Here is a 26487-nt window from a genome sequence, read left to right on the forward strand (position 1 = left end):
TGCGATGCCCGAGCCGGGCCAGATGCGGGCGCAGGGTGATCGAGTAGTGCGTGAGACGTCTGCCGGAGTCGCCTTGAGATACCTGATCGATCAAGCCATGAATGCCCCCTTCGTCAGGTGCGAACTGCAGAAACGCAGGACGATTCAGCAGGTCTTCAAGGTCGAGCGACATGCGCTCGCTGACCAGCTCAAGCGTAAAGCAGAAGGGCTTGTTGATGGCCTCATGGCCGGTAAACGCCATTACCTGAAAACCATGATCAATGCCGTTGTGGCTATCGATGTTCAGGCTGAAACGAGGCTGACTGGCAGGTGCGAACATCCGAAACTCTCCGCGGTAACGGACGAATGCGCCCGCTGAATAGCGTGAGAGATAACAAGAAAGGTGCCAGATAATATTTTTATATATGAATCAGTAGGTTGGCGACGTTAGGGATGGGTTTTAGGTGCGTGGAGCAAAAAAAGCAGCAAAATCTGCGCATCATCTTGCGCGCTTTTTCGCGATGTTGCGCAGCGCCTCGAAACGTACGTGAAGCTTGCTCCTCAGCTATCCAGTGCCTCTATTACACAGCATGACAAGGCAACTTCTTGCGCATCATCTTGCAAAGCGTAATTCCGGCTTATCCCCCAACAAAAAACCCTTGTTCAACTCTGTCACCTCCCGGATGTACTCCCACAACAATGTAATCCGCTTGAGCTTCCTGAGGTCCTCCCGACAGTACATCCAGAATTGACGAGTGATGTTCACTTCTTCTGCCAGCACCGGCAACAGCCGCGGGTCTTGAGCGGCCAGAAAGCATGGCAGGATCGCCAGTGCGCGGCCTTGTAGCGCGGCGGTGTATTGGGCGATGACGCTGGTGCTGCGCATTTGTGCCTGGGCGTTGGGCAGCAGGTTGCTCAGGTACAGCAGCTCGGAGCTGAACGCCAGATCGTCGACGTAGCTGATGAAGACGTGTTCGCTCAGGTCAGCTTTTTGCTCGATGGCCGGGTGGCTATCCAGATACGCCTGGGTCGCATACAGGCGCAGGCTGTAGTCGCAGAGTTTGCAACACACGTAGGGGCCGTGTTCCGGGCGCTCCAGGGCGATGACGATATCCGCCTCGCGCTTAGACAGGCTGATGAAGTGCGGCAGCGGCAGGATGTCCAGCGAAATGCTCGGGTAGCTGTCGAGAAAGTGGCTCAGTTGCGGGGTGATGAAGAAGCTGCCGAAGCCTTCGGTGCAGCCCATGCGCACATGCCCTGATAGCGCGACGCTGGACCCGGAAACCTGTTCGCAAGCCATGTGCAGTGTGCTTTCGATGGACTCGGCATAACCCAGCAGGCGCTGACCTTCGGCGGTCATGATGAAGCCGTTGTTGCGCGATTTCTCGAAGAGCAGTGTGCCCAGTGAGGTTTCCAGCGAGTTGATGCGCCGCGACACGGTGGTGTAGTCAACGCCCAGACGCCGGGCCGCGCTGCTGACTTTTCGGGTGCGTGCCACTTCGAGGAAAAACTTCAGGTCATCCCAGTTCAACAGCCCCAGGGAGGTGATGTTTTTTTGCATGTTGACCCTGCTTTTATCTGCATTCTTGTTAGAAGTTTGCACATCTATACTCCAAAGCACGCCCCCTGACCAACTCAAAAACAAGACTGCCGGGAGACCACGGCGATCCATCTGCACATGCGCTGGATGCGTGGTTTGCTGGAGGGAGAACCGCTGAAATGAACGCCTCGTTGAACGACACCACAACCACCGTTGCTCGCGTAAAACTGCTGATCAACGGCGAGTGGATAGACTCGCAAAGCAGTGAATGGCAAGACATCGTCAACCCTGCGACTCAGGAAGTCCTCGCCCGGGTGCCATTTGCCACGGCCAGTGAAGTGGACGCTGCTGTCGCTGCGGCTCACGCGGCCTATCGCACCTGGCGCGAAACGCCTGTCGGTGTGCGTATGCGCATCATGCTCAAATTGCAGGCGCTGATCCGCGAACACTCCAAACGCATTGCGGCAGTATTGAGTGCCGAGCAAGGCAAGACCCTGGCCGATGCCGAGGGCGATATTTTTCGCGGCCTTGAGGTGGTCGAGCACGCGTGTTCGATCGGCACGCTGCAAATGGGCGAGTTTGCCGAAAACGTTGCCAATGGCGTGGATACCTACACCTTGCGCCAGCCCATCGGCGTCTGCGCGGGCATCACGCCGTTCAACTTCCCGGCGATGATTCCGCTGTGGATGTTTCCGATGGCGATTGCCTGTGGCAATACCTTTGTCCTCAAACCTTCTGAGCAGGACCCGCTGTCGACGCTGTTGCTGGTTGAGTTGGCGATTGAGGCCGGAGTGCCGGCCGGCGTGCTGAATGTGGTGCATGGCGGCAAGGAGGTGGTGGACGCGATCTGCACTCACAAGGACATCAAGGCTGTTTCCTTTGTCGGTTCGACCGCTGTCGGCACGCATGTCTACGATCTGGCCGGTCGGCACGGCAAGCGTGTGCAGGCGATGATGGGCGCGAAAAATCACGCGGTCGTGCTGCCTGATGCCAACCGTGAGCAAACGCTGAATGCATTGGTGGGCGCAGGTTTTGGTGCAGCGGGCCAGCGTTGCATGGCGACCTCAGTAGTGGTGCTGGTCGGTGCGTCGAAACAGTGGCTGCCGGACCTCAAGGCGCGGGCGCAGAAACTCAAGGTCAATGCCGGCCAGGAGGCAGGGACGGACATCGGGCCGGTGATTTCCAGAAAGGCAAAGCAGCGCATTCTGGACCTCATCGAGAGCGGTGTGCGTGAAGGCGCGACGCTTGAACTGGATGGTCGGGAGGTTTCGGTGCCGGGTTACGAGCGCGGCAACTTCGTAGGGCCGACGCTGTTCTCGGGTGTCACCACCGACATGCAGATCTACACCCAGGAGATTTTCGGTCCGGTGCTGGTGGTGCTTGAGGTCGACACCCTTGATGAGGCTATCGCGCTGGTTAACGCCAACCCGTTCGGCAACGGCACTGGCTTGTTCACCCAGAGCGGGGCGGCGGCGCGCAAGTTTCAAAGCGAGATTGATGTCGGGCAGGTCGGGATCAATATTCCGATTCCCGTGCCGGTGCCGTTTTTCAGTTTTACCGGCTCGCGAGGTTCCAAACTGGGCGATCTGGGCCCGTATGGCAAACAGGTGGTGCAGTTCTACACTCAGACCAAGACCGTTACCAGCCGCTGGTTCGATGACGACAGCGTGAACGACGGCGTGAACACCACGATCAATTTGCGTTGAGCACAGCCTGTCAGTCGGGCCAGGAGAACAATAATGAACATCGCATTTATCGGTCTGGGCAACATGGGCGCGCCCATGGCCCGCAACCTGATCAAGGCCGGACACACCTTGCAGGTGTTCGATCTCAACAAGAGCGTGCTGGCTGAATTCGCCGGTCTGGGCGCACAGGTCAGCGACTCACCCCGGCAGGCCGCCGAAGGCAGCGAGCTGCTCATCACCATGCTGCCTGCTGCGGCGCATGTGCGTAGCGTGTACCTGAACGACGACGGCGTGCTGAAAGGCATCTCACCCGGCGTTCCGGCGGTTGATTGCAGCACCATCGACCCGCAGACCATCCGTGACATCGCCGCTGTCGCCGCACAGCAAGGCGTGGTGTTGGGCGACGCGCCGGTGTCAGGCGGCACCGGTGGCGCGCAGGCCGGGACGTTGACGTTCATGGTCGGCGGATCTGCCGAGCATTTTGCCGTGCTCAAACCGGTACTGGAGCAGATGGGCCGTAACATCGTGCATTGTGGCGACGTGGGCACCGGCCAGATTGCCAAGATCTGCAACAACATGCTGCTGGCGATTTCCATGATCGGCGTGTCCGAGTCCATGGCATTGGGCAATGCGCTGGGCATCGATACTCATGTGCTGGCCGGCATCATCAATACCTCGACTGGCCGTTGCTGGAGTTCCGAGGCGTACAACCCGTGGCCCGGCATTGTCGAAACCGCTCCAGCGTCACGCGGTTACAGCGGCGGCTTTGGCGCTGAGTTGATGCTAAAGGATCTTGGCCTGGCAACCGAGGCTGCGCGCGCTGCGCATCAACCGGTCATCCTCGGCGCAGTGGCGCAACAGCTGTACCAGGCCATGGGCCTGCGCGGTGATGGCGGCAAGGATTTCTCGGCGATCATTGAGGGGTATCGCCCGAAAGCCTAGGCGTCACCCGTGTCGGGAATCAGTGGGGCGTAGCTTTGTATCCGGTTTTTACATTAGGAAAACGTGGCAGAACCGGCTACTTTGGACCTCGTCAGATCAGCGCAGGGATGCTCGGTACGCTTCGACGAGAAGCGCCGCATCCTCGCCTGGAGGCTGGCGCTCCACTCATCAAACGTCCCTGACTCAGAAAAAGAAGAGATCGACCATGAAGTTCGAACCCCTCGCCAGATCGCTGATAGCGACGGCATTGATCGTCGCTTATTCCCCCTCATTTGCTGCATCACAAGCCCCGGTTGCCGCCGAAAACGGCATGGTTGTGACGGCTCAGCACCTGGCTACCCATGTGGGTGTCGATGTGCTCAAGGCTGGCGGCAACGCCGTCGATGCGGCTGTAGCGGTCGGTTACGCGCTGGCGGTGGTCTACCCTGCGGCCGGTAACCTCGGTGGCGGCGGCTTCATGACCGTCCAGTTGGCGGACGGGCGCAAGACTTTCCTCGACTTCCGCGAAAAGGCACCTCTGGCCGCGACGGCCAACATGTACCTGGACAAGGACGGCAAGGTCATTCCTGATCTCAGTGCCAAAGGTCATCTGGCCGTTGGCGTGCCGGGCACCGTGTCCGGCATGGAAATGGCCCTGAGCAAGTACGGCACCCGCAAACGCGAAGAAGTTATCGCCCCGGCGATCAAGCTGGCCGAGGAGGGCTTTGTGCTGGGTCAGGGCGATGTCGACATGCTGTCGAGCGCCACGGAGGTGTTCAAGGCAGATATGGCTGATTCCGGGTCGATCTTCCTCGACAAGGGCGAGCCGATGCAGGTTGGTCAGAAGCTGGTGCAGAAAGACCTGGCCAAGACTCTTAAAGAAATCTCCGATAAGGGCAGCGACGGTTTCTACAAGGGCTGGGTCGCCAAGGCGCTGGTCGATTCAAGCCAGGCTGGCAAGGGCATCATCACCCAGGCCGACCTCGATCATTACAAGACCCGCGAGCTGGCTCCGGTCGAATGCGACTACCGTGGCTACCACGTCGTGTCAGCGCCACCTCCAAGTTCCGGTGGCGTGGTCATCTGCCAGATTCTGAACATCCTCGAGGGCTACCCGATGAAAGAGCTGGGCTTCCGCTCGGCGCAGGGTATGCATTATCAGATCGAAGCCATGCGTCATGCCTACGTAGACCGCAACAGCTATCTGGGCGACCCCGATTTCGTCAAGAACCCGGTCGAGCACCTGCTGGACGTGAAGTACGCGGCCAAGCTGCGTGAGGCCATCGAGCCGCAAAAAGCCGGCGACTCGAACAAGATCAAACCGGGCGTCGCGCCCCATGAAGGCAGCAACACCACCCACTATTCGATTGTCGATAAATGGGGCAATGCGGTCTCGGTGACCTACACTCTGAACAACTGGTTCGGCGCGGGCGTCATGGCCAGCAAGACCGGTGTGATTCTCAACGACGAAATGGATGACTTCACCGTCAAGGTCGGCGTGCCCAACATGTACGGTCTGGTGCAGGGCGAAGCCAACGCCATCGCGCCGGGCAAGACGCCGCTGTCTTCGATGAGCCCGACCATCGTCACCAAGGACGGCAAGGCCGTGATGGTTGTCGGCACGCCAGGTGGCAGTCGCATCATTACCGCGACGTTGCTGACCATGCTCAACGTCATCGACTACGGTATGAACATTCAGGAAGCTGTGGACGCGCCGCGTTTCCATCAGCAATGGCAGCCTGAGGCGACCAACATCGATACCTTCGCGGTCAGCCCCGACACGCTGAAGATTCTTGAGAGCTGGGGCCACAAGTTTGCCGGTCCGCAGCCACTCAATCATGTGGCAGCGATTCTGGTAGGCGCGCCTTCGCTGGGCGGCAAACCGGTCGGTAACAACCGCTTCTACGGTGCCAACGACCCGCGTCGCAACACCGGGTTGTCACTGGGCTACTGAGTCACTCTGTGATCACGCCACGGTTCCGAGCTTCAGGACCGTGGCGTTTTCGTTTCTGGTGCCGGGTCAGTTGCTTACCCAACGCTGTCTGCTCCAGCCGCTCAACGCGTCAACGGCGAACACCAGGATCAGCATCGCCAGAATCACGGTGCTGGCCTGCGCTTCCTGAAACAGGCTGAGACTTATGTAAAGCATCTGGCCCAACCCACCCGCGCCAACAAAACCCAGCACGCTGGCCATGCGAATGTTGTTCTCCCAGCGGTACAGCGTGTAGGCCAGCAACTGCGGCCACAGGTTGGGCAGGGTGCCATAGCCGAATGCCTGCCAGGCACTACCGCCTTGCATGCGAATGGCAGCGGCGGGCTCGGGTGCAGTGTTTTCCAGTGCCTCGGCAAACAATCTGCCGAGTACGCCAGTGGTGTGCAGTGCAAGCGCCAGAGTGCCCGCGTTGGGTCCAAGACCTGCGGCGAGCACCATCAACACGGCCCACACCAGTTCCGGAATGGCACGCAGTGCATTGAGCAGCAGACGACTCACGCTGCGCAACGGCCAGCCCAGGCGACCGGCAGCGGGCAATGCCAGCAACAAACCTGCGATGGCCGCCAGCAATGTGCCCAGTGCAGACATTGCCAGAGTTTCCAGAGCGCCCTGGCCGATTGCCTGCAAATGCTCACTGCTGAGGTCCGGGCTCATGAAGCGCAATGCGTAACGGCCCATCTGCGTCAGGTTGTCGTGACTGCCCAGGGTGAAGAGGTCGAGGCCGAGGTACATAAACGATGCGATCACTGCCTTAATCATCGCCAGCACCAGCAGCAGATTGCCTGCGCGCTTCATGTGAACTGCCTGCGCAGCAGGCGGCTGAGCTGGTCGGCGAGCAGCACCAGCAGCAGGAAGGTCAGCAGCATGCTCGCCACTTCGTCACCGGCGAACATGCGCATCGACAGGTCGATCTGCTGACCCAGTCCGCCTGCGCCGACGAAACCCATGACCACCGAAGCGCGCACGGCGCACTCCCAGCGGTACACAGTGTAGGACGTCAATTCGGCTGCCGCACTGGGCAGGATGCCGTAAGCCAGCGCGGCGAGGCGTCCGCTGCCCGATTGAAGCAGGGCGTGGGCCGGGCGTTGGTCCACCGATTCGAAAATCTCGGCGTATACCTTACCGAGCATGCCTGCGTAAGTGATGGCGATTGCCAGCACGCCCGCGGTCGGACCCAAGCCGACCGCGCGCACGAACAATAGCGCCCAGACGATTTCCGGCACGCTGCGCAGGAAGATCAACATGCCGCGCACCGGCCAGCGCAGGCATTGGCCGAGCCAACCGGGACGCCCGCCGCGTGAGGCGGCCGACAGGGACAGCGCCTTGCTGGCGAGCAGGCTTGCCGGTACAGCCAGCAGCAGAGCAAGGGCGATGCCAGCCGTGGCGATAGCCAGCGTTTGCAATGTCGCCTCCAACAACAGCCCGAGGAATTCTGCAGAGTGCGCCACAGGCCAGAACCCAGCGAGAAAGCTGCCCATCGTCCGCGCATTATCGGCTTGCAGCAGTACCAGCGGATTCAGTTCGGCCAGACGAATGCCCGGCCAGAGCAGGGCGACCGCCAGCAGCGTCAGCAACAGGCGTGGCGTTGCCGCCGGGTCGCGCTGATCCTGAGTCAGCATCGCGGCGTCCAGGGTGTTTCAGACACATCCGGGGCAGGCTGAGGGCTCAGTTGTTCATTGGCATACAGGGTGTCGAGATGCTGCCGGTCGACCTCGTTTGCGGCGAGGTCGAAGTGAACTTGCCCGTCGCGCACCCCGATGATTCGCGGAAAGTGCGCCAGCGCCAGCTCCACCGCATGCAGGCTGGCGACCAGCGTCACGTGGTGCTCGATGGCGTGCTGGCATAACAGCGCAAGGGTGTGATCGGCCAGACGCGGGTCCATCGCCGAAACCGGCTCGTCGGCCAGCAGCAGTTCAGGTGCCTGATACAAGGCGCGGGCGATGCCAACGCGTTGCAGCTGCCCGCCAGACAACTGCTGGCAGCGCTCGAACAGTTTGTCCGCGAGGTCCAGACGTGCCAGCACTTCGCGGGTGCCAGAAACGTCCAGTGGGTGCAGCAGGTTCAGCAGACTTTTGCCCAGCCCCCATTGACCAAGTTTGCCCGCCGACACCGCAGTGATGACCCGTTGGCGCGCGGGTAACGGCGGTGCCTGATGAATCAGCGCAATGCGGCTGCGCAGGCGCTGGCGGCGTTTGCTGGAAAGCTGCCAGGGATCAGCCCCCAGCACTTCCAGTTGTCCGGCACTGGGCGGCAACGCGCTGGCCAGCAGGTTGAGCAGCGTTGTCTTGCCCGCACCCGACGGCCCGATGATCGCGACCCGCTCGCCACGAGCGATGTTCAGATCAAGGCCGCGCAACGCCAGTGTGCCGTCGCTGTGGCGCAGTTCGATGCCGGACAGACGCAGGGTCATTTCAGCAGGTCGGCAGCGCGAGCGGCTTCTTCGATGCCTTTGTAGTTCTCTGGTTTGGTCTCGATGAAGCGGCTGGCAGCCTGAAGATCAAGGATTGCCTTCTGCTCCGGGTTAGCCGGGTCAAGGTCAAGGAAGGCCTGTTTGATCTTCGCCGCCAGCGCCGGGTCGATGCTGCCGCGTACAGTCCAGTTGTAGTCGAAATACGTTGGCGTGGTTTCGAAGACGTGAACCTTGCTGGTGTCGACCTTGCCGCTGGCGACCAGTTTGTCCCAGACGCTGGCGTTGAGCACGCCCGCATCGACCTTGCCCGCCTGAACCCATGCGGCAGTTGCGTCATGCGCGCCGGAATAGGCGACGCGGCTGAAGAACGTTTCCGGCTTGATGTTTTCCTTGAGCATGAAATAACGCGGCATCAGGCTGCCGGATGTCGACGACACCGAGCCGAAAGCAAACGTCTTGCCCTTGAGGTCCGCCAGGGTTTTCACGTTCGGGTCGGAGGTGATGAATTTGCTGGTGAATTTCGCATCCTGCTCACGCTGTACCAGTGGCACCGCATTACCGGTCTTGAGGTTGACCTGAACGAAGGTGAAGCCGCCCAGCCAGGCCATGTCGAGCCGGTCAGTGGCCAGTGCTTCGACCACTGCCGGGTAGTCGGCGACCGGAACGAACTCGACTTTCATGCCCAGTCGTTGTTCCAGATAGGCACCCAGCGGCTTGAACTTGCGCAGCAGTTCGGTGGGCGCTTCATCGGGAATGGCCGAGACGCGCAGGGTGTCGGCAGCGTGGCTGGTCAGGGCGGAGAAGGACAGGGCAAGGCCGGCGGCGAGCGCCAGGGTACGCTTGAGCATGGAGGTTCTCCGGTTCAATAGCGGAAAAAGGATAACGTGACGCCCGCCAGCACGAGCAGGCGGCGCTTCACAGGATTCGGTGGTGATGCGCGGGGATTATAAGATGCATGGCGAGAAAGGCCAGTTCGGCAGATTCATCGCCCGAGTGCACGATCGGCGCACGACGCGGTTTGCGCTGATAAGGGAACAGCCCCTAGACTCCACAGCCTGTTTCCCAGTAACCGAGAGTGTCGCAATGAATGAGCCAATCCGCCTGACCCAGTACAGTCATGGAGCAGGGTGTGGCTGCAAGATTTCCCCCAAGGTGCTGGACGTGATCCTCGCTGGCAGCGGCGCTCAGAACCTCGACCCCAGGCTCTGGGTTGGCAATGCTTCGCGTGATGACGCAGCGGTCTATGCGCTGGATGACGAGCGCGGCGTGGTCTCGACCACTGACTTCTTTATGCCTATCGTCGATGACCCGTTCGACTTCGGCCGTATCGCCGCGACCAATGCCATTAGTGATATCTATGCGATGGGCGGCGATCCGCTGATGGCCATCGCCATCCTCGGCTGGCCGGTCAATATCCTCCCGCCAGAAGTGGCGCGTGAAGTCATTCGCGGTGGTCGTGCCGTCTGCGACGCTGCCGGTATTCCTCTGGCGGGCGGGCACTCCATCGACGCGCCGGAGCCGATCTTCGGTCTGGCTGTAACTGGCGTGGTGCAGAAAAAGCACATGAAACGCAACGACACCGCCCAGGCGGGGTGCACGCTGTACCTGACCAAGCCGTTGGGCATTGGCATTCTCACTACTGCCGAGAAAAAGTCGAAATTGCGCGATGAAGACATCGGTCTGGCGCGGGACTGGATGTGCACCTTGAACAAGCCGGGCAGTCGCTTCGGCAAGCTGGCCGGGGTGCTGGCAATGACCGATGTCACCGGCTTCGGTCTGCTCGGGCATCTGGTTGAAATGGCTGATGGTGCAGGCCTGACCGCTCGTCTGGATTACGCCGCTGTACCGCGCCTGCCCGGCGTCGAGCATTACATTGCCGAGGGCTGTGTGCCGGGCGGCACGTTGCGCAATTTTGAAAGCTATGGCGACAGGATCGCTGCGCTGAGCGATGCCCAGCGCGACCTGCTGTGCGACCCACAGACCAGCGGCGGTCTGCTGGTCGCGGTCAGCCCTGAAGGTGAGGCGGAGTTTCTGACGGTGGCTGCCGAACTGGGCCTGCTGCTCAACCCTATTGGCACCCTGCGTGAGCGACAGACCCACGCCGTCGAGGTGTTCTGATGGCCGACAACAGCAGCGACTACCGCACACTTTTTCTCAATGACGTGCCGATGATGGACGCTCGCGCTCCGGTCGAGTTTTCCAAGGGCGCGTTTCCGGGCGTGATCAACCTGCCGCTGATGAATGACATCGAGCGGCAGAAGGTCGGTACCTGCTACAAGCAACATGGTCAGGACGCCGCTATCCAGCTCGGGCATCAATTGGTCTGCGGTCAGGTCAAGGACGAACGTGTCAGCGCGTGGATCGAGTTCGCCAGGGCGAATCCGGATGGCTACCTGTATTGCTTTCGCGGCGGGCTGCGCTCGCAGACGGTACAGCGCTGGCTGAAGGATGCCGGGGTCGACTACCCGCGCGTTCTTGGCGGCTACAAGGCGATGCGCACGTTTCTGCTGGATACCCTGCACGAGGCGGTGAGCGAGTGCGATATCGTCGTGCTCGGCGGAATGACCGGCACGGGCAAGACCGAAGTGTTGACGCAGCTGCGCAACAGCCTGGACCTGGAAGGCATCGCCAACCACCGCGGCTCCAGCTTCGGCAAGCGTGCCACCGGGCAACCGGCGCAGATCGACTTCGAGAACCGGCTGGCCATCGACCTGCTCAAGAAGCGCGCAGCCGGTATCGAACAATTCGTTGTGGAAGATGAAAGCCGTCTGGTCGGTAGTTGCAACGTGCCGCTGGAGCTGCACCAGGCGATGCAGGGCTGCGCGATGGTCTGGCTGGAAGACAGCTTCGAGAATCGCGTCGAGCGGATTCTCGATGATTACGTGATCAACCTCTGCGCAGAGTTCATCAGCGTCAAAGGCGAATCGCAGGGCTTTGGCCTGTTCGCCGAGCGTCTGTTGCAGAGCCTGAACAACATTCACAAACGCCTGGGCGGCGAGCGTCATCAACGCTTGTCCGGCCTTATGCAGGCAGCGCTGGACGAGCAACAGCGCAGCGGTAAGGTTGATCTGCACAGGGGCTGGATCGAGGGCCTGCTCGGCGAATATTACGACCCGATGTACGCTTATCAGCGCGAACATAAAGCTGCGCGTATCGAATTCGCCGGCAACCAAATGGACGTGCTGGCCTATTTGCGCGAGCGGTCTGACAAACGTTAGGCCCCACCCTTTATCAACGTGGCCAGGGATGCCATGCATTCGATCTTCGACTTCTATCAAACCCTCGGCTGGGGCTTTTCGGCGCTGGTGATCGGCACTTTTCTGCTGGCCGGCACGGTCAAAGGTGTCATTGGCCTCGGCCTGCCCACTGTAGCGATGGGCTTACTGGGGCTGGCCATGCTGCCGGCGCAGGCTGCGGCGCTGCTGATCATTCCATCGACCTTCACCAACGTCTGGCAATTGGCGACGGGCGGAAACCTGCGACCGCTGCTGAAGCGGCTATGGCCGATGCTGGGCATGATTCTCATTGGTACTCTGGCCGGGGCTTTCTGGCTTGGCATGAGCGGCAGTCATTCGATGACGCGAGCGTTGGGTGGCGCATTGTTTCTCTACGCACTGAGCGGGCTGTTTTTGCCGACCTTCAAGGTTGCTGCCGCTGCCGAGCGCTGGCTGGGCCCGCTGTGCGGCCTTATTACCGGGGTTATCGCTTCGGCCACCGGCGTGTTCGTGATTCCCGTGGTGCCTTATTTGCAGACCTTGGGGCTTGAACGCAATCAACTGGTGCAGGCGCTGGGGTTGTCCTTCACTGTTTCCACGCTGGCGTTGGCAGCGGGCTTGTCGTGGAACGGTGCGCTGGGCGGCGCAGAACTGGGCGCATCCACATTGGCGCTGATGCCAGCCCTGTTGGGCATGCTGCTGGGGCAATGGCTGCGCCAGCGAATCAGTGCGGTGCTGTTCAAGCGCGTGTTCTTCATCGGCATGGGCCTTTTGGGGCTGCACCTGCTGATAAAAGGTTGAGCCTGATGAGGTAAACCTGTCTTCATCCGCTCACGCATTTCGCTCAATAGTCTTCGCGCCATTCGTGACTGTGAGGCAAGAGTATTTTGCCCTTCGCTGTCTTACTCACAGGCGCGCATCTCTTTACTCTCTGCTCATCCATTAATCACCTCCACCTCAGCCTCAAGACGGCCGGGGTCGGGTTGCGAGAGATCAGCCATGAAAAAAGTATTGTTCCTCAACGGCGGCAAGCAGTTCGCGCACTCCGATGGTCGCTACAACGCGACCCTGCACGAGGCGGGCGTAGCGTTCATGGACCGCGCCGGTTTTGATGTGAAGGAAACCTTCATTGACGGCGGTTACAACGTGGCCGAGGAAGTGCAGAAGTTTCTCTGGGCCGATGTCATCGTCTGGCAAATGCCTGGCTGGTGGATGGGGGCGCCGTGGACAGTGAAAAAATACATTGATGAAGTGTTCACCGAAGGGCACGGCAGCCTATACGCCAATGACGGCCGCACCCGTTCGGATGCGTCGCAGACGTATGGCAGCGGTGGCTTGCTGCAGGGCAAGCAATACATGATTTCCGCGACCTGGAATGCGCCACAGAAAGCCTTCGATGACGCTTCTGATTTCTTCGAGGCCAAGGGTGTCGACGCGGTGTACTTCCCGTTTCACAAGGCCAACGAGTTTCTGGGTATGACCGGGCTGCCGACGTTTCTGGCAGTGGACGTGATGAAAATGCCGAATATCGAAGCGGATGTGCAGCGTTACGAGGCTCACCTGGGCAAAGTGTTTGGTGCGCAGTAAGCACAACCTTTGCACTGAACAGCGCTAATATCCTCTGAGCGTTGAGCAGGGGACAACAGTGAAAGCCAGATCTGATGAATTGCAGGTGTTTGTCTCGGTCATCGAAAGCGGTTCGATTTCCGCGGCGGCAGAGAAAATGGGCCAGACGCCCTCCGGTGTCAGCCGTACCCTGTCGCGTCTGGAAGCCAAGCTTGAAACCACGCTGATCAACCGCACGACGCGGCGCATGGACCTGACCGAGGAGGGCAAGTTCTTTCTGGAACGGGCCCGCCATATTCTTGAGCAGATGGAAAGCCTGGAAGAAAGGCTCTCTTCCTCCCGGCAGACGCCCGCCGGCCGCTTGCGTATCAATGCCGCATCACCGTTCATGCTGCATTGCATCGTGCCGTATGTGGCGGAGTTTCGTCAGCGTTACCCGGATATCGAACTGGAACTCAACAGTGATGACTGGTTCATCGACCTGCTTGAGCAGAGCACCGATATTGCCATTCGAATCGGCGTGCTGCCTGACTCGACCCTGCATGCCCGCTCGCTGGGCAGTTGCCTGCTGAATATCGTCGCCAGCCCGGCTTACCTGCAACGCCACGGCACCCCGAAAACCGCAGAAGATCTGGCGCAACACGTATTGGTGGGTTTCACACACGTGGAATCTCTCAATCAATGGCCGTTGCGCCACGCTGAGGGCGATCGCCTGTCTATCAAGCCTGCCATCTCGGCATCCAGCGGTGACACCTTGCGCCATCTGGTGCTGGAGGGCGTGGGAATCGCCTGTCTTTCCGACTTCATGACCAATGATGACCTGCGCGAGGGGCGGCTGGTCTGTCTGTTGAAGGGCGCCAACAGTGGCTATCGTCAGCCGATTCATGCCGTGTACTACCGCAATTCGCGACTGGCGTTGAGGATTCAGTGTTTTCTGGATTTCATGCAGGAGAAACTTGCTGGCTACACACACTGAAGGTGCTTGAGCGCGATGGGCGTTGTGCGCAGGTAATAAAAAGCCCGTCACGCTGGACGGGCTTTTCGGCTGCGATGGCTGTCAGTGTGTGCGGGCGACCGCAAACTCGCTCAGCTCGACCAGTGCATCCCGGTACTCGCTGGGCGGCAGGGCGTCCAGACAGGCAATCGCGCGGGCGGCATAGTCACGGGCCAGTTGTGCGGTGTAGTCCAGCGCTCCAGCGCTTTCCACAGCATTGCGGATGCTTTCCAGATCTTCCAGACCACCTTTCTGGATCGCCTGACGAACCAGCGCGGCCTGCTCCGGGCTGCCTTCACGCATGGTGTAGATCAGCGGCAGGGTCGGCTTGCCTTCGGCGAGGTCGTCACCGACGTTCTTGCCCAGTGTCTCGGCATCGCCACGGTAGTCCAGCAGGTCATCCACCAACTGGAAGGCCACACCCAGATGATCGCCGAAGGTGCGCAGTGCTTCGCTCTGTTCCTGGGGGGCGTTGCACAGGGCCGCGGCGCTGTGGGTCGAGGCTTCGAACAGCATGGCTGTCTTGCCGCGAATCACTTCCATGTAGGTTTCTTCAGTGGTGCTGGCGTCGCGAATCTTCGACAACTGCAGCACTTCGCCTTCGGCAATGATACGGGTCGCCTTAGACAGGATTCTCATGACTTCCATCGAGCCCAGTTCGACCATCATTTCGAACGAGCGCGAATACAGGAAGTCACCCACCAGCACGCTGGGCGCATTGCCCCACAGCGCGTTGGCGGTGGATCGACCACGACGCATGCCGGACATGTCGACGACGTCGTCATGCAGCAGGGTTGCGGTGTGGAGGAATTCGATTGTGGCGGCCAGCAGGCGAAGGTCATCGCCTTCGCGGCCCAGCGCCTTGCCACACAGCAGTACCAGCAACGGACGCAGACGCTTGCCGCCTGCCGACGTAATGTAATCACCGATTTTCGAGACCAGCGGTACGCGCGACGTCAGTTGCTTTTTGATGATAAGGTCAACGGCACTAAAGTCGTCCGCCACCGCGCGATAGAAGGCTTGGGGTTGCATCAGCGACACGTGCTCCGGATAGGTTGCGCCGCATGCTAGGTCGCGGGGTAGAGCGTGTCAAGGTATGACGACCCGCCTCTTGCAACACACGAATGCCTTGCGTACAATCGCGCACCCTAACTTTCCTGGGCAGCACCTGCCTTACGCAATGCAAACGGGCCGTTCCAGCCCCATGCAGCCATGCCAGCCGATACTCTTCTTATAAAGAGCTGGGTGAGCAGGATTTTCGGAGAAATACCATGTACGCAGTAATTGTTACCGGTGGCAAGCAGTACAAAGTCGCCCCAGGTGAATACCTGAAAATTGAAAAACTGGAAATCGCTACTGGCGAATCCGTCACTTTCGACCGCGTTCTGCTGGTTGGCAATGGCGACGACGTCAACATCGGTGCTCCAGTTGTTGCTGGCGCTACCGTTGTGGCTGAAGTGGTTTCGCAAGGTCGTCACGATAAGGTTCGTATCATCAAGTTCCGTCGTCGTAAGCACCACATGAAGCGTATGGGCCACCGCCAGTGGTACACCGAGATCAAAATCACAGGTATTCAGGCTTAATTCAGCCTAATCCTCATTTGGAGAATTGACTCATGGCACACAAAAAAGCTGGTGGTAGTACCCGTAACGGGCGCGACTCAGAAGCCAAACGCCTTGGCGTGAAGATGTATGGCGGCCAGGCTATCATTCCTGGCAACATCATCGTGCGTCAGCGCGGTACCCAATTCCACGCTGGCTACGGCGTTGGCATGGGTAAGGATCACACCCTGTTCGCGAAAGTGGAAGGCGTGATCAAGTTTCAGGTCAAGGGCGCCTTCGGTCGCCGCTACGTGAGCATCGTTCCGAAGACTGAAGTCTCCGCAGCGTAATCACGCAGTTGCTTAAAAGCCCTGTCTTGCGACGGGGCTTTTTTGTTTGTAGAGGTAGAGAGGCAGGTGAGTCTCTTGCAAAACTGTTTGTGCGGGCTGTTGTGATGTTGACCCCTGGGGTCGCTGGTTTCTGATCGGTATCGCAACGCTCATTTTTGCAAGAGTCTTATGTAATTTATGTGGTTCTGCTCGTCCCTGTGGCGGGAGGCGTGCGTTATGAAATTTGTAGATGAAGTATCCATTCGAGTAAAAGCCGGTGACGGTGGCAACGGTTGCATGAGCTTCCGTCGCGAAAAATTCATTGAAAACGGTGGTCCGAACGGTGGTGATGGTGGTGATGGTGGCTCGATCTTCATGGTCGCCGACGTCAACCTGAATACGCTGGTCGACTACCGTTATACCCGTCACTTCGATGCCGAGCGCGGCTCCAATGGCGGCAGCGCAGACTGCACGGGTCGCAAGGGTGAGGAGCTGGTACTGCGTGTGCCGGTCGGGACCACCATCATTGACGCCACTACCCAGGAAATCATCGGTGACCTGACTAAAGACGGTCAGCGTCTGATGGTCGCCCAGGGCGGCTGGCATGGTCTGGGTAACACTCGATTCAAATCCAGTACCAACCGTGCTCCGCGTCAGACCACGCCGGGCAAGCCGGGTGATCAGCGTGATCTCAAGCTTGAGCTGAAAGTGCTGGCCGATGTTGGTTTGCTGGGCTTGCCAAACGCTGGCAAGAGCACCTTCATTCGCTCGGTATCCGCTGCCAAGCCAAAAGTCGCCGACTATCCATTCACCACGCTGGTGCCAAACCTGGGCGTTGTCAGTGTCGATCGCTGGAAGAGCTTTGTGGTGGCCGACATTCCAGGTCTGATCGAAGGTGCATCCGATGGTGCCGGTCTGGGGATTCGCTTCCTCAAGCATCTGGCGCGTACCCGCCTGCTGTTGCACCTCGTCGATATGGCGCCGCTGGATGAAAGCAGTGCTCCTGATGCCGCTGAAGTGATCGTCAACGAGCTGGAAAAATTCAGCCCGTCGCTGGCCGAGCGTGATCGCTGGCTGGTGCTGAACAAGTGTGACCAGATCCTCGAAGAGGAGCAGGAAGCGCGCAAGCAGGAGATCGTTGATCGTCTGGAGTGGACCGGCCCTGTTTACGTGATCTCTGCGATTGCCAAAGAAGGTACCGAGCAGTTGACCCGCGACATCATGCGTTACCTCGAAGAGCGCAGCCAGCGTATCGCCGAGGAGCCTGGTTATGCTGAAGAGCTGGCCGAGCTGGATCAGCGCATCGAAGACGAAGCCCGTGCTCAGTTGCAGGCCCTGGATGATCAGCGTGCACTGCGTCGCAGCGGCGTGAAGAGCGTGCATGACATCGGTGACGATGACTGGGACGAAGAAGATGTGGACGATGAAGACGGTCCGGAAATCATTTACGTCCGTGACTGATCGCTTGAAGTAAACTTGAACGCCGCTACGATTGTCAGCGGCGTTTTTGTATCCCGAATTTGAAAATCTCTGGCTAAGGTTGGAAGAAGATGCGCAGCAAAGTGACGGGCGCCCAGCGCTGGGTTGTGAAGATTGGCAGTGCCTTGCTGACCGCGGATGGCAAGGGCCTGGATCGCAACGCCATGGGTGTTTGGGTGGAGCAGATGGTGGCGCTGCATGAGGCGGGTGTCGAGCTGGTGCTGGTGTCTTCCGGGGCAGTGGCTGCCGGTATGAGCCGTCTTGGCTGGACGGCTCGACCCAGCGCCATGCATGAGCTCCAGGCTGCTGCGGCCATCGGTCAGATGGGCTTGGTGCAGGCGTGGGAATCGAGTTTTGCCGAGCACGGCCGGCATACCGCGCAAATTCTGCTGACCCATGACGACCTGTCGGACCGCAAGCGCTACCTCAATGCCCGCAGTACCCTGCGCACGCTGGTCGAGCTTGGGGTTGTGCCGGTCATCAACGAAAACGATACAGTGGTCACCGACGAAATCCGTTTTGGCGATAACGACACGCTGGCGGCGCTGGTTGCCAATCTGGTCGAGGCCGATCTGCTGGTCATCCTTACTGACCGCGACGGCATGTTCGACGCTGATCCGCGCAACAACCCGGATGCACAACTCATTTACGAAGCGCGCGCCGATGATCCGGCGCTTGATGCTGTGGCCGGTGGTACAGGCGGCGCACTGGGGCGCGGTGGTATGCAGACCAAGTTGCGCGCTGCGCGTCTGGCGGCGCGTTCCGGTGCGCATACCGTCATTGTCGGCGGGCGTATCGAGCGTGTGCTGGCGCGGCTCAAGGGTGGCGAGCGTTTGGGTACATTGCTGTCTCCCGAGCGCGGCATGCTCGCGGCGCGCAAGCAGTGGCTGGCAGGGCACCTGCAGACTCGCGGCACGCTGGTGCTGGACGATGGCGCTGTTGCGGCGCTGGCCAAGGATCAGAAAAGTCTGCTGCCGGTGGGTGTCAAGCTGGTGCAGGGCAGTTTCCGGCGTGGCGAGATGGTGGTATGCGTCGCCCCGGACGGTCGCGAGATCGCTCGTGGGCTGAGCAACTACAGTGCCATCGAAGCCCAGAAAATCATTGGTCACTCTTCCGAATCCATCGTGCGCGAGCTGGGCTACATGGCCGAGCCTGAGCTGATTCATCGGGATAACCTGATCCTCGTCTGACTCGAGGCTGCAAAAAAGGACTATTTGATGCGCTTCATGAAAAGTTTGTTGGCGGCCGCGTTGCTGATGCCGGTGTTGGTCTCGGCTGAAGAGATCGGTCAGGTGTCTACGGTGTTCAAGATGGTCGGGCCGAACGATCGCATCGTGGTCGAGGCGTTTGACGATCCCAAGGTCGACGGTGTGACGTGCTATCTGTCGCGCGCCAAGACCGGTGGCGTGAGGGGTGGTCTGGGGTTGGCCGAAGACCGTGCCGAGGCGTCCATTGCCTGTCGTCAGGTCGGGCCTATCCGCTTCAAGGAAACCCTCAAGGATGGCGATGAGGTCTTCAAGGAGCGTACGTCGCTGGTCTTCAAGACCATGCAGGTGGTGCGCTTCTTCGACAAGAAGCGCAATGCGCTGGTGTACCTGGTCTATAGCGACCGGGTCATTGAAGGCAGCCCGCAGAATGCCGTGACCGCAATCCCGATCCTGCCATGGACAACCGCGCCAGCGCCTTGATGTGGCTCAGGGGTGGACGCAGAGCGTCCAGAAAGGCATGCCGACGCGGAGCGTCGCACGATAGTTGAATTATCGTTCCCCACGCTCCAGCGTGGGAATGCCTGTCGTGACGCTCTGCGTCACAAGTTCCGTTGCACCGGCTACTTTCCAGCAGGCAATAAAAAACCGACCCTGAGGTCGGTTTTTTAACAAGCTGGTCGCTTAGGCTGCAGCAGCAAGGCTCAGAGCCTTGATGTGACCGTTCAGACGACCTTTATGGCGAGCAGCCTTGTTCTTGTGGATGATGCCTTTATCGGCCATACGGTCGATAACAGGAACAGCCAGAACATAAGCGGCTTGCGCTTTTTCTGCGTCTTTTGCGTCGATGGCTTTAACTACATTCTTGATGTAGGTACGAACCATGGAACGCAGGCTGGCGTTGTGGCTGCGACGCTTCTCAGCCTGTTTTGCACGTTTTTTGGCGGAAGGTGTGTTGGCCACCGTCGAGCTCCTCGAAAGACTTTGTGAAATAGCAAACAAAATAGGCCGCGAATCATGCCGATGAGTTGAAGTCTTGTCAAGGGCAGTTAAGGTGTTCCGCTGAGTGGTTGCTACATTTGACCGGAGGATTTATTTCCGGCCTGTGACCTGTAAACTCGCGGCCTTTGCTTCGGGCGTTTTTGCGGCGCGAAGTATCGCATAAATGGCGGGCTTAATCGCCCATCCTTTGCCAAGGCGCACAACTCTTTCAATGAATCTACTCAAGTCACTCGCCGCCGTAAGCTCTATCACCATGGTTTCCCGGGTTCTGGGCTTTGTTCGCGACACCATCATCGCGCGCACTTTCGGAGCCGGAATGGCCACCGATGCGTTCTTCATCGCCTTCAAACTGCCCAACCTGCTGCGCCGGATTTTCGCTGAGGGCGCTTTTTCCCAGGCGTTCGTGCCTATCCTGGCGGAATACAAGAGCCAGCAAGGGGAGGAGGCGACCCGCACCTTTGTCGCTTACGTCACGGGGTTGCTGACCCTGGCACTGGCGCTGGTAACGCTGCTCGGAGTGATCTTTGCACCCTGGGTGATATGGGCCACCGCGCCCGGCTTTGTCGACACCCCTGAGAAGTTTGCGCTGACCTCGGACCTGCTGCGGGTGACCTTTCCTTATATATTGCTGATCTCCCTGTCATCGATGGCCGGGGCGATCCTCAATACCTGGAACCGTTTCTCGGTGCCTGCGTTCGTGCCGACGCTGCTCAATGTCAGCATGATCTTCTTCGCGCTTTTTCTGACCCCGTACTTCGATCCCCCGGTCATGGCGCTGGGTTGGGCGGTGCTGGTCGGCGGCCTGCTACAGCTGCTCTACCAACTGCCACACCTGAAAAAGATCGGCATGCTGGTGCTGCCGCGCCTGAATCTGCGTGATACCGGCGTCTGGCGCGTAATGAAACAGATGCTGCCCGCCATCCTTGGCGTTTCTGTCAGTCAGATTTCTCTGATCATCAATACGATATTTGCCTCGTTCCTTGTCGCCGGTTCGGTGTCATGGATGTACTACGCCGACCGTCTGATGGAATTACCCTCCGGCGTACTGGGTGTTGCGCTGGGTACGATCCTGCTGCCGATCCTGTCGAAAACCTACGCGCAGCGCGATCGTCAGGAATATTCGCGGATTCTCGACTGGGGGCTGCGACTGTGTTTCGTGCTGGTCCTGCCTTGCACATTGGCGCTGGGGTTGCTCGCCGAGCCGTTGACCGTTTCGTTGTTCCAGTATGGTAGATTCGATGCGCTTGATTCAGCCATGACCCAGCGTGCTCTGGTTGCCTATTCAGTCGGGTTGCTGGGGATCATCCTGATCAAGGTGCTGGCTCCCGGCTTTTATGCCCAACAAAATATCCGCACCCCGGTGAAAATCGCGATCTTCACCCTCATAGTGACTCAGTTGCTCAACCTGGCCTTCATCGTGCCCTTGCAACATGCCGGTCTGGCGCTGGCCATTAGTGTGGGGGCGTGTATCAACGCCGGGTTGCTGTTCTGGCAGTTGCGCAAACAGGATCTGTTTCAGCCGCAACCTGGCTGGACGGTGTTTCTGTTGAAGCTGGTGGTGGCTGTTGCGGTGATGTCGGCTGTGCTGCTCGGGCTCATGCACGTCATGCCGGCGTGGGACGAAGGTCATATGCTGGAGCGCTTTCTGCGTCTGGGTGCGCTGGTTGCGGCGGGTGTCGTGACTTACTTCGCCATGCTTCTGTTGCTGGGCTTTCGCCTAAGGGATTTCGCCCGCAAGGCCATTATGTAGGCCCGGTTTGATCGTTGTTTTCTGGGGCCACGCCAAGAACCTTCATCCGGTCTTGGTGTGTTGCCTGTCGCCCACGGCCGTGTGTGGTTATAATCGGCCACTTTATGAGCAAGAAGTGCGTTATGCAGCTGGTTAGAGGCCTTCACAACCTGCGCCCCGAACATCGGGGCTGCGTCGCCACGATTGGCAATTTCGACGGCGTTCACCGCGGCCACCAGGCTATCCTGGCGCGTCTGCGCGAGCGTGCCGTCGAATTGGGTGTGCCCAGCTGTGTGGTGATTTTCGAGCCGCAGCCGCGTGAGTTCTTCGCTCCCGAGACCGCTCCGGCACGTCTGGCCCGACTGCGTGACAAACTCGAGTTGCTGAGTGCCGAAGGCGTTGACCGGGTACTTTGCCTGTCCTTCAATCAGCGACTGTGCAAGCTGAGTGCCGCGAGTTTCGTCGAAACCGTGCTGATCGACGGCCTCGGCGTTCAACACCTCGAAGTAGGCGACGATTTTCGCTTCGGTTTTGACCGGGTCGGCGATTTTGACTTCCTGCAACAGGCCGGCACGACGTATGGATTTACTGTAGAAGCGGCGCAGACCGTTGAAATAGATGGCATCCGGGTCAGCAGTACCAAGGTACGCAAGGCCTTGGCTGCGTCGGATTTTGCACTGGCCGAACGTATGCTTGGTCGTCCGTTCCAGATCACTGGACGGGTATTGCATGGTCAGAAGCTGGCGCGTCAATTGGGTACGCCCACCGCCAATGTGCAACTCAAGCGTCGTCGTGTGCCGTTAAGCGGGGTTTACCTGGTCAGCACGGAAATCGATGGCAAAACCTGGCCGGGGGTCGCCAACATCGGTGTGCGTCCGACGGTAGCGGGTGATGGCAGTGCCCACCTTGAAGTGCACCTTCTGGATTTTGCCGGCGATCTTTACGACCGGCGTTTGACGGTGGCTTTCCACCACAAGCTGCGTGATGAGCAGCGTTTCGCCTCACTGGAGGCGCTCAAGACGGCGATCAATGCGGACGTCGCCGCCGCCCGTGCCCATTGGCATGGCTAACCGCTAAACAAGAGCCTGAAATGACTGACTATAAAGCCACGCTAAACCTTCCGGACACCGCCTTCCCTATGAAGGCCGGCCTGCCCCAGCGCGAGCCGCAAACTCTGCAGCGCTGGGACAGCATTGGCCTGTACCAGAAGCTGCGCGAGATTGGCAAGGATCGTCCCAAGTTCGTCCTGCACGACGGTCCTCCGTACGCTAACGGCAATATTCACATCGGTCATGCGGTCAACAAGATTCTCAAGGACATGATCCTGCGTTCCAAGACCCTGGCGGGCTTCGATGCCCCGTACGTGCCGGGTTGGGACTGTCACGGTCTGCCGATCGAGCACAAGGTTGAAGTGACCCACGGCAAGAACCTCTCCGCAGACCGTACGCGTGAGCTGTGCCGCGCCTATGCGTCCGAGCAGATCGAAGGCCAGAAGTCAGAATTCATCCGCCTGGGTGTGCTGGGCGACTGGAGCAATCCATACCTGACCATGAACTTCCCCAACGAAGCCGGGGAAATCCGCGCGCTGGCCGAGATGGTCAAGGGCGGTTTCGTCTTCAAGGGCCTCAAGCCGGTCAACTGGTGTTTCGATTGCGGCTCGGCACTGGCTGAAGCCGAAGTCGAGTATCAGGACAAGAAGTCCTCGACCATCGACGTCGCGTTCCCGATCGCCGATGAGGCAAAACTTGCGGCGGCGTTCGGCTTGCCCGCGCTGGGCAAGCCTGCCTCCATCGTGATCTGGACCACCACACCGTGGACGATCCCTGCCAACCAGGCGCTGAACGTTCATCCCGAGTTCGAATACGCGCTGGTCGATGTCGGCGACAGACTGCTGGTACTGGCCGCCGAACTGGTCGAAAGCTGTCTGGCCCGTTACAAGCTGGAAGGCACGGTCATCGCGACCACCACCGGTCAGGCGCTGGAGCTGATCAACTTCCGCCACCCGTTCTACGACCGCCTGTCGCCAGTCTATCTGGCTGACTATGTCGAGCTGGGTGCCGGCACCGGTATCGTTCACTCCTCGCCTGCCTATGGCGTAGACGACTTCAATATCTGCAAGCAGTACGGCCTGAGCAACGACGACATCATCAGCCCGGTGCAGAGCAACGGCGTGTATGTCGAATCGCTGGAGTTCTTCGGTGGCCAGTTCATCTTCAAGGCCAACCAGAACATCATCGACAAGCTGGTCGAAGTCGGCAGCCTGATGGACACCGAAACCATCAGCCACAGCTACATGCACTGCTGGCGCCACAAATCGCCATTGATCTACCGCGCCACCGCGCAGTGGTTCGTGGGCATGGACAAACAGCCTGAGAGCGGCGAGACCCTGCGCAAGCGTGCGGTCAAGGCCATCGAAGACACTGAGTTCGTTCCGGCATGGGGCCAGGCGCGTCTGCATTCAATGATCGCCAACCGTCCTGACTGGTGCATCTCGCGTCAGCGCAACTGGGGCGTGCCGATTCCGTTCTTCCTGCACAAGGAAAGCGGCGACCTGCACCCACGCACCGTCGAGCTGATGGAAGAAGTGGCGCAGCGCGTCGAGAAAGAGGGCATCGAAGCCTGGTTCAAGCTGGACGCCAGCGAACTGCTGGGTGACGAGGCTGCCAAGTACGACAAGATCTCCGACACCCTGGACGTCTGGTTCGACTCGGGCACCACGCACTGGCACGTATTGCGCGGTTCGCATCCGATGGGCCATGAAAGCGGTCCACGTGCTGATCTGTACCTGGAAGGTTCCGACCAGCACCGTGGCTGGTTCCACTCGTCGCTGCTGACCGGTTGCATGCTGGACGATCACGCACCGTATCGCGAACTGCTGACCCACGGCTTTGTGGTCGACGAGAACGGCCGCAAGATGTCCAAGTCGCTGAACAACGTGGTAGCACCTCAGAAGGTCAACGACTCGCTGGGTGCGGACATCATGCGCCTGTGGGTATCGGCGACTGACTATTCGGGCGAAATGGCCGTTTCCGACCAGATCCTGCAGCGTAGCGCCGATGCTTACCGTCGTATCCGCAACACTGCGCGCTTCCTGCTCTCCAACCTGTCGGGCTTCAACCCGGCAACCGATATCCTGCCGGCCGAAGAAATGCTCGCGCTGGACCGTTGGGCCGTTGACCGCACGCTGCTGCTGCAACGCGAACTGCAAGAGCATTACGGCGAATACCGCTTCTGGAACGTGTACTCGAAGATCCACAACTTCTGCGTGCAGGAGCTGGGTGGGTTCTATCTGGACATCATCAAGGATCGTCAGTACACCACGGCTGCCGACAGCACCGCGCGTCGTTCCTGCCAGACCGCACTGTTCCACATCTCCGAAGCGCTGGTGCGCTGGATCGCGCCGATCCTGGCGTTCACCGCCGACGAGCTGTGGCAGTTCCTGCCAGGCGAGCGCAACGAATCGGTGATGCTCAACACCTGGTATGAAGGCCTGACTGAAATGCCTGCCGACTTCGAAATGGACCGCGCCTACTGGGAACGGATCATGGCGGTGAAGACGTCGGTCAACAAGGAAATGGAAAACCTGCGCGCGGCCAAGGCCATTGGCGGCAACCTGCAGGCCGAAGTGACCCTGTACGCTGAAGATTCGCTGGTCGCCGATCTGTCGAAGCTGAGCAACGAACTACGCTTCGTGCTGATCACTTCGACTGCCAGCGTTGCTCCATTGGTGTCTGCTCCGGCTGATGCGGTGGTTACCGAGGTCGCGGGCCTGAAACTCAAAGTGCTCAAGTCCAGCCACGCCAAGTGTGCCCGTTGCTGGCACCATCGCGAGGATGTGGGGGTAAACCCTGAGCATCCGGAAATCTGCGGCCGTTGCGTAGACAACATCAGCGGTGCAGGCGAGGTCCGTCACTATGCCTGACACCTCGTTTGGCCGTCTGGCCTGGCTGTGGTTGAGCGTGCTGGTTCTGGTCATTGACCAGGCCAGCAAGTACTACTTCGAGAACGCCTTGAGCCTGTACCAGCAGATCATTGTGATTCCGGACTTCTTCAGTTGGACCCTGGCCTATAACACCGGTGCTGCCTTCAGTTTTCTGGCAGACGGTGCCGGCTGGCAGCGCTGGTTGTTTGCCCTGATCGCCATTGCGGTCAGTGCCGTGCTGGTCGTCTGGCTCAAGCGTCTGGGGCGCGACGATACATGGTTGGCTGTTGCACTGGCGTTGGTACTTGGCGGCGCACTGGGCAACCTATACGACCGTATTGTGCTGGGCCATGTGATCGACTTCATTCTGGTCCATTGGCAGAACCGCTGGTACTTCCCGGCGTTCAATGTCGCTGACAGCGCGATCACTGTCGGCGCAATCATGCTGGCGCTGGATATGTTCAAGAGCAAGAAAACCGGAGAAACCGTCAATGACTGAGCAGTCTTCGACTCAAGGCTCGTCTGGTGAGCTGCGCATCGGTCAGAATACGCAGGTCACCTTGCACTTCGCCCTGCGTCTGGAAAACGGCGATACCGTCGACAGCACCTTCGAAAAGGCCCCGGCCACGTTCAAGGTTGGTGACGGCAACCTGTTGCCCGGTTTCGAAATGGCGATTTTCGGCTTCAAGGCGGGCGATCGTAAGACCGTGGAAATTCCGCCGGAAAACGCCTTTGGTCAGCCCAACCCACAAAACGTGCAGATCATGCCACGCTCGCAGTTTGTGGGAATGGAACTGTCCGAAGGGTTGCTGGTGATCTTCAACGACGCCGCCAATACCGAATTGCCCGGCGTGGTGAAGGCTTTCGATGATGATCAGGTCACCATCGACTTCAATCACCCGCTGGCAGGCAAGACACTGAGCTTTGAAGTGGAAATCTTCGAAGTGAAGGCGATTCTGGCTTCCTGACCTTCGCCA

At 59.5% G+C, this 26487-nt stretch carries 26 protein-coding genes; 18 read left to right on the forward strand and 8 right to left on the reverse strand.

What is annotated here, in order from left to right; translation table 11 throughout:
* On the reverse strand, positions 1-319 hold a 319-nt coding region (locus tag RYB66_RS22830), incomplete at its 3' end, for a contractile injection system protein, VgrG/Pvc8 family (RefSeq protein WP_316884662.1).
* A gap of 273 nt (positions 320-592) precedes the next feature.
* A complete protein-coding gene (locus tag RYB66_RS22835) occupies positions 593-1540 on the reverse strand; it encodes a LysR family transcriptional regulator (protein ID WP_057404215.1) in 948 nt (315 codons plus the stop codon).
* Between the two features lie 158 nt (positions 1541-1698).
* Here RYB66_RS22835 and RYB66_RS22840 point away from each other — a divergent pair, with 158 nt between their 5' ends.
* From RYB66_RS22840 to ggt, 3 genes are all read left to right on the forward strand, one after another.
* Positions 1699-3225: a CoA-acylating methylmalonate-semialdehyde dehydrogenase gene (locus RYB66_RS22840; protein WP_044295225.1), complete on the forward strand. Its 1527-nt coding sequence runs from the start codon at positions 1699-1701 to the stop codon at positions 3223-3225.
* Between the two features lie 33 nt (positions 3226-3258).
* On the forward strand, positions 3259-4146 hold the full coding sequence (gene mmsB / locus RYB66_RS22845; RefSeq protein ID WP_044295228.1) for a 3-hydroxyisobutyrate dehydrogenase: 888 nt from the start codon (positions 3259-3261) through the stop codon (positions 4144-4146).
* Positions 4147-4351: 205 nt separating this feature from the next.
* Complete coding sequence (gene ggt, locus RYB66_RS22850; RefSeq protein ID WP_005777773.1) at positions 4352-6079, forward strand: gamma-glutamyltransferase; 1728 nt, start codon at positions 4352-4354, stop codon at positions 6077-6079.
* 66 nt (positions 6080-6145) lie between these two features.
* Here the strand turns inward: ggt and phnE are convergent, their stop codons facing one another.
* The 4 genes from phnE to RYB66_RS22870 are packed head-to-tail and all read right to left on the reverse strand — an operon-like array spanning position 6146 to position 9376.
* Entirely contained in the window at positions 6146-6913 is a 768-nt protein-coding gene (gene phnE, locus RYB66_RS22855; RefSeq protein WP_010203014.1) for a phosphonate ABC transporter, permease protein PhnE, read from the reverse strand.
* Positions 6910-7737 carry a PhnE/PtxC family ABC transporter permease gene (locus RYB66_RS22860; RefSeq protein WP_005777778.1) on the reverse strand — a complete coding sequence of 276 codons (828 nt, stop codon included), beginning with the start codon at positions 7735-7737 and terminating at the stop codon, positions 6910-6912. Before RYB66_RS22860 ends, phnE begins: the two co-directional genes overlap by 4 nt.
* Positions 7731-8528: a phosphonate ABC transporter ATP-binding protein gene (locus tag RYB66_RS22865; protein WP_005777780.1), complete on the reverse strand. Its 798-nt coding sequence runs from the start codon at positions 8526-8528 to the stop codon at positions 7731-7733. The genes RYB66_RS22860 and RYB66_RS22865 overlap by 7 nt, the downstream gene beginning before the upstream one ends.
* Entirely contained in the window at positions 8525-9376 is an 852-nt protein-coding gene (locus RYB66_RS22870) for a putative selenate ABC transporter substrate-binding protein (RefSeq protein WP_005777781.1), read from the reverse strand. Before RYB66_RS22870 ends, RYB66_RS22865 begins: the two co-directional genes overlap by 4 nt.
* Positions 9377-9611: 235 nt before the next feature.
* Here RYB66_RS22870 and selD point away from each other — a divergent pair, with 235 nt between their 5' ends.
* The 5 genes from selD to RYB66_RS22895 all read left to right on the forward strand — a co-directional run bounded on the left by selD (position 9612) and on the right by RYB66_RS22895 (position 14285).
* Entirely contained in the window at positions 9612-10646 is a 1035-nt protein-coding gene (selD, locus tag RYB66_RS22875) for a selenide, water dikinase SelD (RefSeq protein WP_054076516.1), read from the forward strand.
* Positions 10646-11746 carry a tRNA 2-selenouridine(34) synthase MnmH gene (mnmH, locus tag RYB66_RS22880; protein ID WP_117140706.1) on the forward strand — a complete coding sequence of 367 codons (1101 nt, stop codon included), beginning with the start codon at positions 10646-10648 and terminating at the stop codon, positions 11744-11746. Before selD ends, mnmH begins: the two co-directional genes overlap by 1 nt.
* Positions 11747-11779: 33 nt before the next feature.
* Positions 11780-12544, forward strand: coding sequence for a sulfite exporter TauE/SafE family protein (locus RYB66_RS22885; RefSeq protein ID WP_117140707.1), 765 nt, complete (start codon positions 11780-11782; stop codon positions 12542-12544).
* 198 nt (positions 12545-12742) lie between these two features.
* Positions 12743-13330, forward strand: coding sequence for an NAD(P)H-dependent oxidoreductase (locus RYB66_RS22890; RefSeq protein WP_011167644.1), 588 nt, complete (start codon positions 12743-12745; stop codon positions 13328-13330).
* 58 nt (positions 13331-13388) lie between these two features.
* Positions 13389-14285, forward strand: a complete 897-nt coding sequence (locus RYB66_RS22895; RefSeq protein WP_117140708.1) for a LysR family transcriptional regulator — start codon at positions 13389-13391, stop codon at positions 14283-14285.
* Between the two features lie 81 nt (positions 14286-14366).
* Here RYB66_RS22895 and RYB66_RS22900 read toward each other — a convergent pair whose 3' ends face one another.
* Positions 14367-15335 (reverse strand): polyprenyl synthetase family protein, encoded by a 969-nt coding sequence (locus tag RYB66_RS22900; RefSeq protein ID WP_117140709.1) that lies wholly within the window; start codon positions 15333-15335, stop codon positions 14367-14369.
* Between the two features lie 239 nt (positions 15336-15574).
* Between RYB66_RS22900 and rplU the strand changes: the two genes are divergently transcribed.
* The 5 genes from rplU to RYB66_RS22925 all read left to right on the forward strand — a co-directional run bounded on the left by rplU (position 15575) and on the right by RYB66_RS22925 (position 19340).
* Positions 15575-15886 carry a 50S ribosomal protein L21 gene (gene rplU, locus RYB66_RS22905; RefSeq protein WP_002551971.1) on the forward strand — a complete coding sequence of 104 codons (312 nt, stop codon included), beginning with the start codon at positions 15575-15577 and terminating at the stop codon, positions 15884-15886.
* Positions 15887-15918: 32 nt separating this feature from the next.
* Positions 15919-16194 carry a 50S ribosomal protein L27 gene (gene rpmA, locus RYB66_RS22910; protein ID WP_002551972.1) on the forward strand — a complete coding sequence of 92 codons (276 nt, stop codon included), beginning with the start codon at positions 15919-15921 and terminating at the stop codon, positions 16192-16194.
* Between the two features lie 216 nt (positions 16195-16410).
* Positions 16411-17634: an Obg family GTPase CgtA gene (gene cgtA, locus RYB66_RS22915; protein ID WP_002551973.1), complete on the forward strand. Its 1224-nt coding sequence runs from the start codon at positions 16411-16413 to the stop codon at positions 17632-17634.
* Between the two features lie 89 nt (positions 17635-17723).
* Positions 17724-18842 carry a glutamate 5-kinase gene (proB, locus tag RYB66_RS22920; protein ID WP_005746379.1) on the forward strand — a complete coding sequence of 373 codons (1119 nt, stop codon included), beginning with the start codon at positions 17724-17726 and terminating at the stop codon, positions 18840-18842.
* A gap of 27 nt (positions 18843-18869) precedes the next feature.
* Positions 18870-19340, forward strand: a complete 471-nt coding sequence (locus RYB66_RS22925) for a CreA family protein (RefSeq protein ID WP_117140710.1) — start codon at positions 18870-18872, stop codon at positions 19338-19340.
* 201 nt (positions 19341-19541) lie between these two features.
* Here RYB66_RS22925 and rpsT read toward each other — a convergent pair whose 3' ends face one another.
* Positions 19542-19820, reverse strand: a complete 279-nt coding sequence (rpsT, locus tag RYB66_RS22930) for a 30S ribosomal protein S20 (protein WP_003344603.1) — start codon at positions 19818-19820, stop codon at positions 19542-19544.
* A gap of 250 nt (positions 19821-20070) precedes the next feature.
* On the opposite strand from rpsT, the gene murJ reads away from it, so the two are divergent.
* From murJ to RYB66_RS22955, 5 genes are all read left to right on the forward strand, one after another.
* Positions 20071-21609, forward strand: coding sequence for a murein biosynthesis integral membrane protein MurJ (gene murJ / locus RYB66_RS22935; RefSeq protein WP_044324238.1), 1539 nt, complete (start codon positions 20071-20073; stop codon positions 21607-21609).
* A 122-nt stretch (positions 21610-21731) separates the two neighbouring features.
* On the forward strand, positions 21732-22658 hold the full coding sequence (ribF, locus tag RYB66_RS22940) for a bifunctional riboflavin kinase/FAD synthetase (RefSeq protein ID WP_004659638.1): 927 nt from the start codon (positions 21732-21734) through the stop codon (positions 22656-22658).
* A gap of 20 nt (positions 22659-22678) precedes the next feature.
* Entirely contained in the window at positions 22679-25510 is a 2832-nt protein-coding gene (gene ileS / locus RYB66_RS22945; RefSeq protein ID WP_004659637.1) for an isoleucine--tRNA ligase, read from the forward strand.
* Positions 25503-26009 carry a signal peptidase II gene (lspA, locus tag RYB66_RS22950; RefSeq protein ID WP_316895536.1) on the forward strand — a complete coding sequence of 169 codons (507 nt, stop codon included), beginning with the start codon at positions 25503-25505 and terminating at the stop codon, positions 26007-26009. Before ileS ends, lspA begins: the two co-directional genes overlap by 8 nt.
* Positions 26002-26478 (forward strand): peptidylprolyl isomerase, encoded by a 477-nt coding sequence (locus tag RYB66_RS22955; protein ID WP_002551981.1) that lies wholly within the window; start codon positions 26002-26004, stop codon positions 26476-26478. Before lspA ends, RYB66_RS22955 begins: the two co-directional genes overlap by 8 nt.
* The last annotated feature ends 9 nt before the right edge of the window (positions 26479-26487 follow it).

This window comes from Pseudomonas syringae group sp. 243L2 (assembly GCF_032587875.1).
Lineage (GTDB): Bacteria > Pseudomonadota > Gammaproteobacteria > Pseudomonadales > Pseudomonadaceae > Aquipseudomonas > Aquipseudomonas amygdali.

Coding starts and splice junctions, on each gene's coding strand:
- RYB66_RS22955 (WP_002551981.1), top strand. CDS start 26,002: ATGACTGAGCAGTCTTCGACTCAAGGCTCGTCTGGTGAGCTGCGCATC.
- rplU (WP_002551971.1), top strand. CDS start 15,575: ATGTACGCAGTAATTGTTACCGGTGGCAAGCAGTACAAAGTCGCCCCA.
- ggt (WP_005777773.1), top strand. CDS start 4,352: ATGAAGTTCGAACCCCTCGCCAGATCGCTGATAGCGACGGCATTGATC.
- selD (WP_054076516.1), top strand. CDS start 9,612: ATGAATGAGCCAATCCGCCTGACCCAGTACAGTCATGGAGCAGGGTGT.
- RYB66_RS22890 (WP_011167644.1), top strand. CDS start 12,743: ATGAAAAAAGTATTGTTCCTCAACGGCGGCAAGCAGTTCGCGCACTCC.
- phnE (WP_010203014.1), bottom strand. CDS start 6,913: ATGAAGCGCGCAGGCAATCTGCTGCTGGTGCTGGCGATGATTAAGGCA.
- RYB66_RS22865 (WP_005777780.1), bottom strand. CDS start 8,528: ATGACCCTGCGTCTGTCCGGCATCGAACTGCGCCACAGCGACGGCACA.
- cgtA (WP_002551973.1), top strand. CDS start 16,411: ATGAAATTTGTAGATGAAGTATCCATTCGAGTAAAAGCCGGTGACGGT.
- RYB66_RS22900 (WP_117140709.1), bottom strand. CDS start 15,335: ATGCAACCCCAAGCCTTCTATCGCGCGGTGGCGGACGACTTTAGTGCC.
- murJ (WP_044324238.1), top strand. CDS start 20,071: ATGAATCTACTCAAGTCACTCGCCGCCGTAAGCTCTATCACCATGGTT.
- ileS (WP_004659637.1), top strand. CDS start 22,679: ATGACTGACTATAAAGCCACGCTAAACCTTCCGGACACCGCCTTCCCT.
- rpmA (WP_002551972.1), top strand. CDS start 15,919: ATGGCACACAAAAAAGCTGGTGGTAGTACCCGTAACGGGCGCGACTCA.
- proB (WP_005746379.1), top strand. CDS start 17,724: ATGCGCAGCAAAGTGACGGGCGCCCAGCGCTGGGTTGTGAAGATTGGC.
- RYB66_RS22840 (WP_044295225.1), top strand. CDS start 1,699: ATGAACGCCTCGTTGAACGACACCACAACCACCGTTGCTCGCGTAAAA.
- lspA (WP_316895536.1), top strand. CDS start 25,503: ATGCCTGACACCTCGTTTGGCCGTCTGGCCTGGCTGTGGTTGAGCGTG.
- mmsB (WP_044295228.1), top strand. CDS start 3,259: ATGAACATCGCATTTATCGGTCTGGGCAACATGGGCGCGCCCATGGCC.
- RYB66_RS22885 (WP_117140707.1), top strand. CDS start 11,780: ATGCATTCGATCTTCGACTTCTATCAAACCCTCGGCTGGGGCTTTTCG.
- ribF (WP_004659638.1), top strand. CDS start 21,732: ATGCAGCTGGTTAGAGGCCTTCACAACCTGCGCCCCGAACATCGGGGC.
- RYB66_RS22860 (WP_005777778.1), bottom strand. CDS start 7,737: ATGCTGACTCAGGATCAGCGCGACCCGGCGGCAACGCCACGCCTGTTG.
- RYB66_RS22835 (WP_057404215.1), bottom strand. CDS start 1,540: ATGCAAAAAAACATCACCTCCCTGGGGCTGTTGAACTGGGATGACCTG.
- RYB66_RS22925 (WP_117140710.1), top strand. CDS start 18,870: ATGCGCTTCATGAAAAGTTTGTTGGCGGCCGCGTTGCTGATGCCGGTG.
- mnmH (WP_117140706.1), top strand. CDS start 10,646: ATGGCCGACAACAGCAGCGACTACCGCACACTTTTTCTCAATGACGTG.
- RYB66_RS22870 (WP_005777781.1), bottom strand. CDS start 9,376: ATGCTCAAGCGTACCCTGGCGCTCGCCGCCGGCCTTGCCCTGTCCTTC.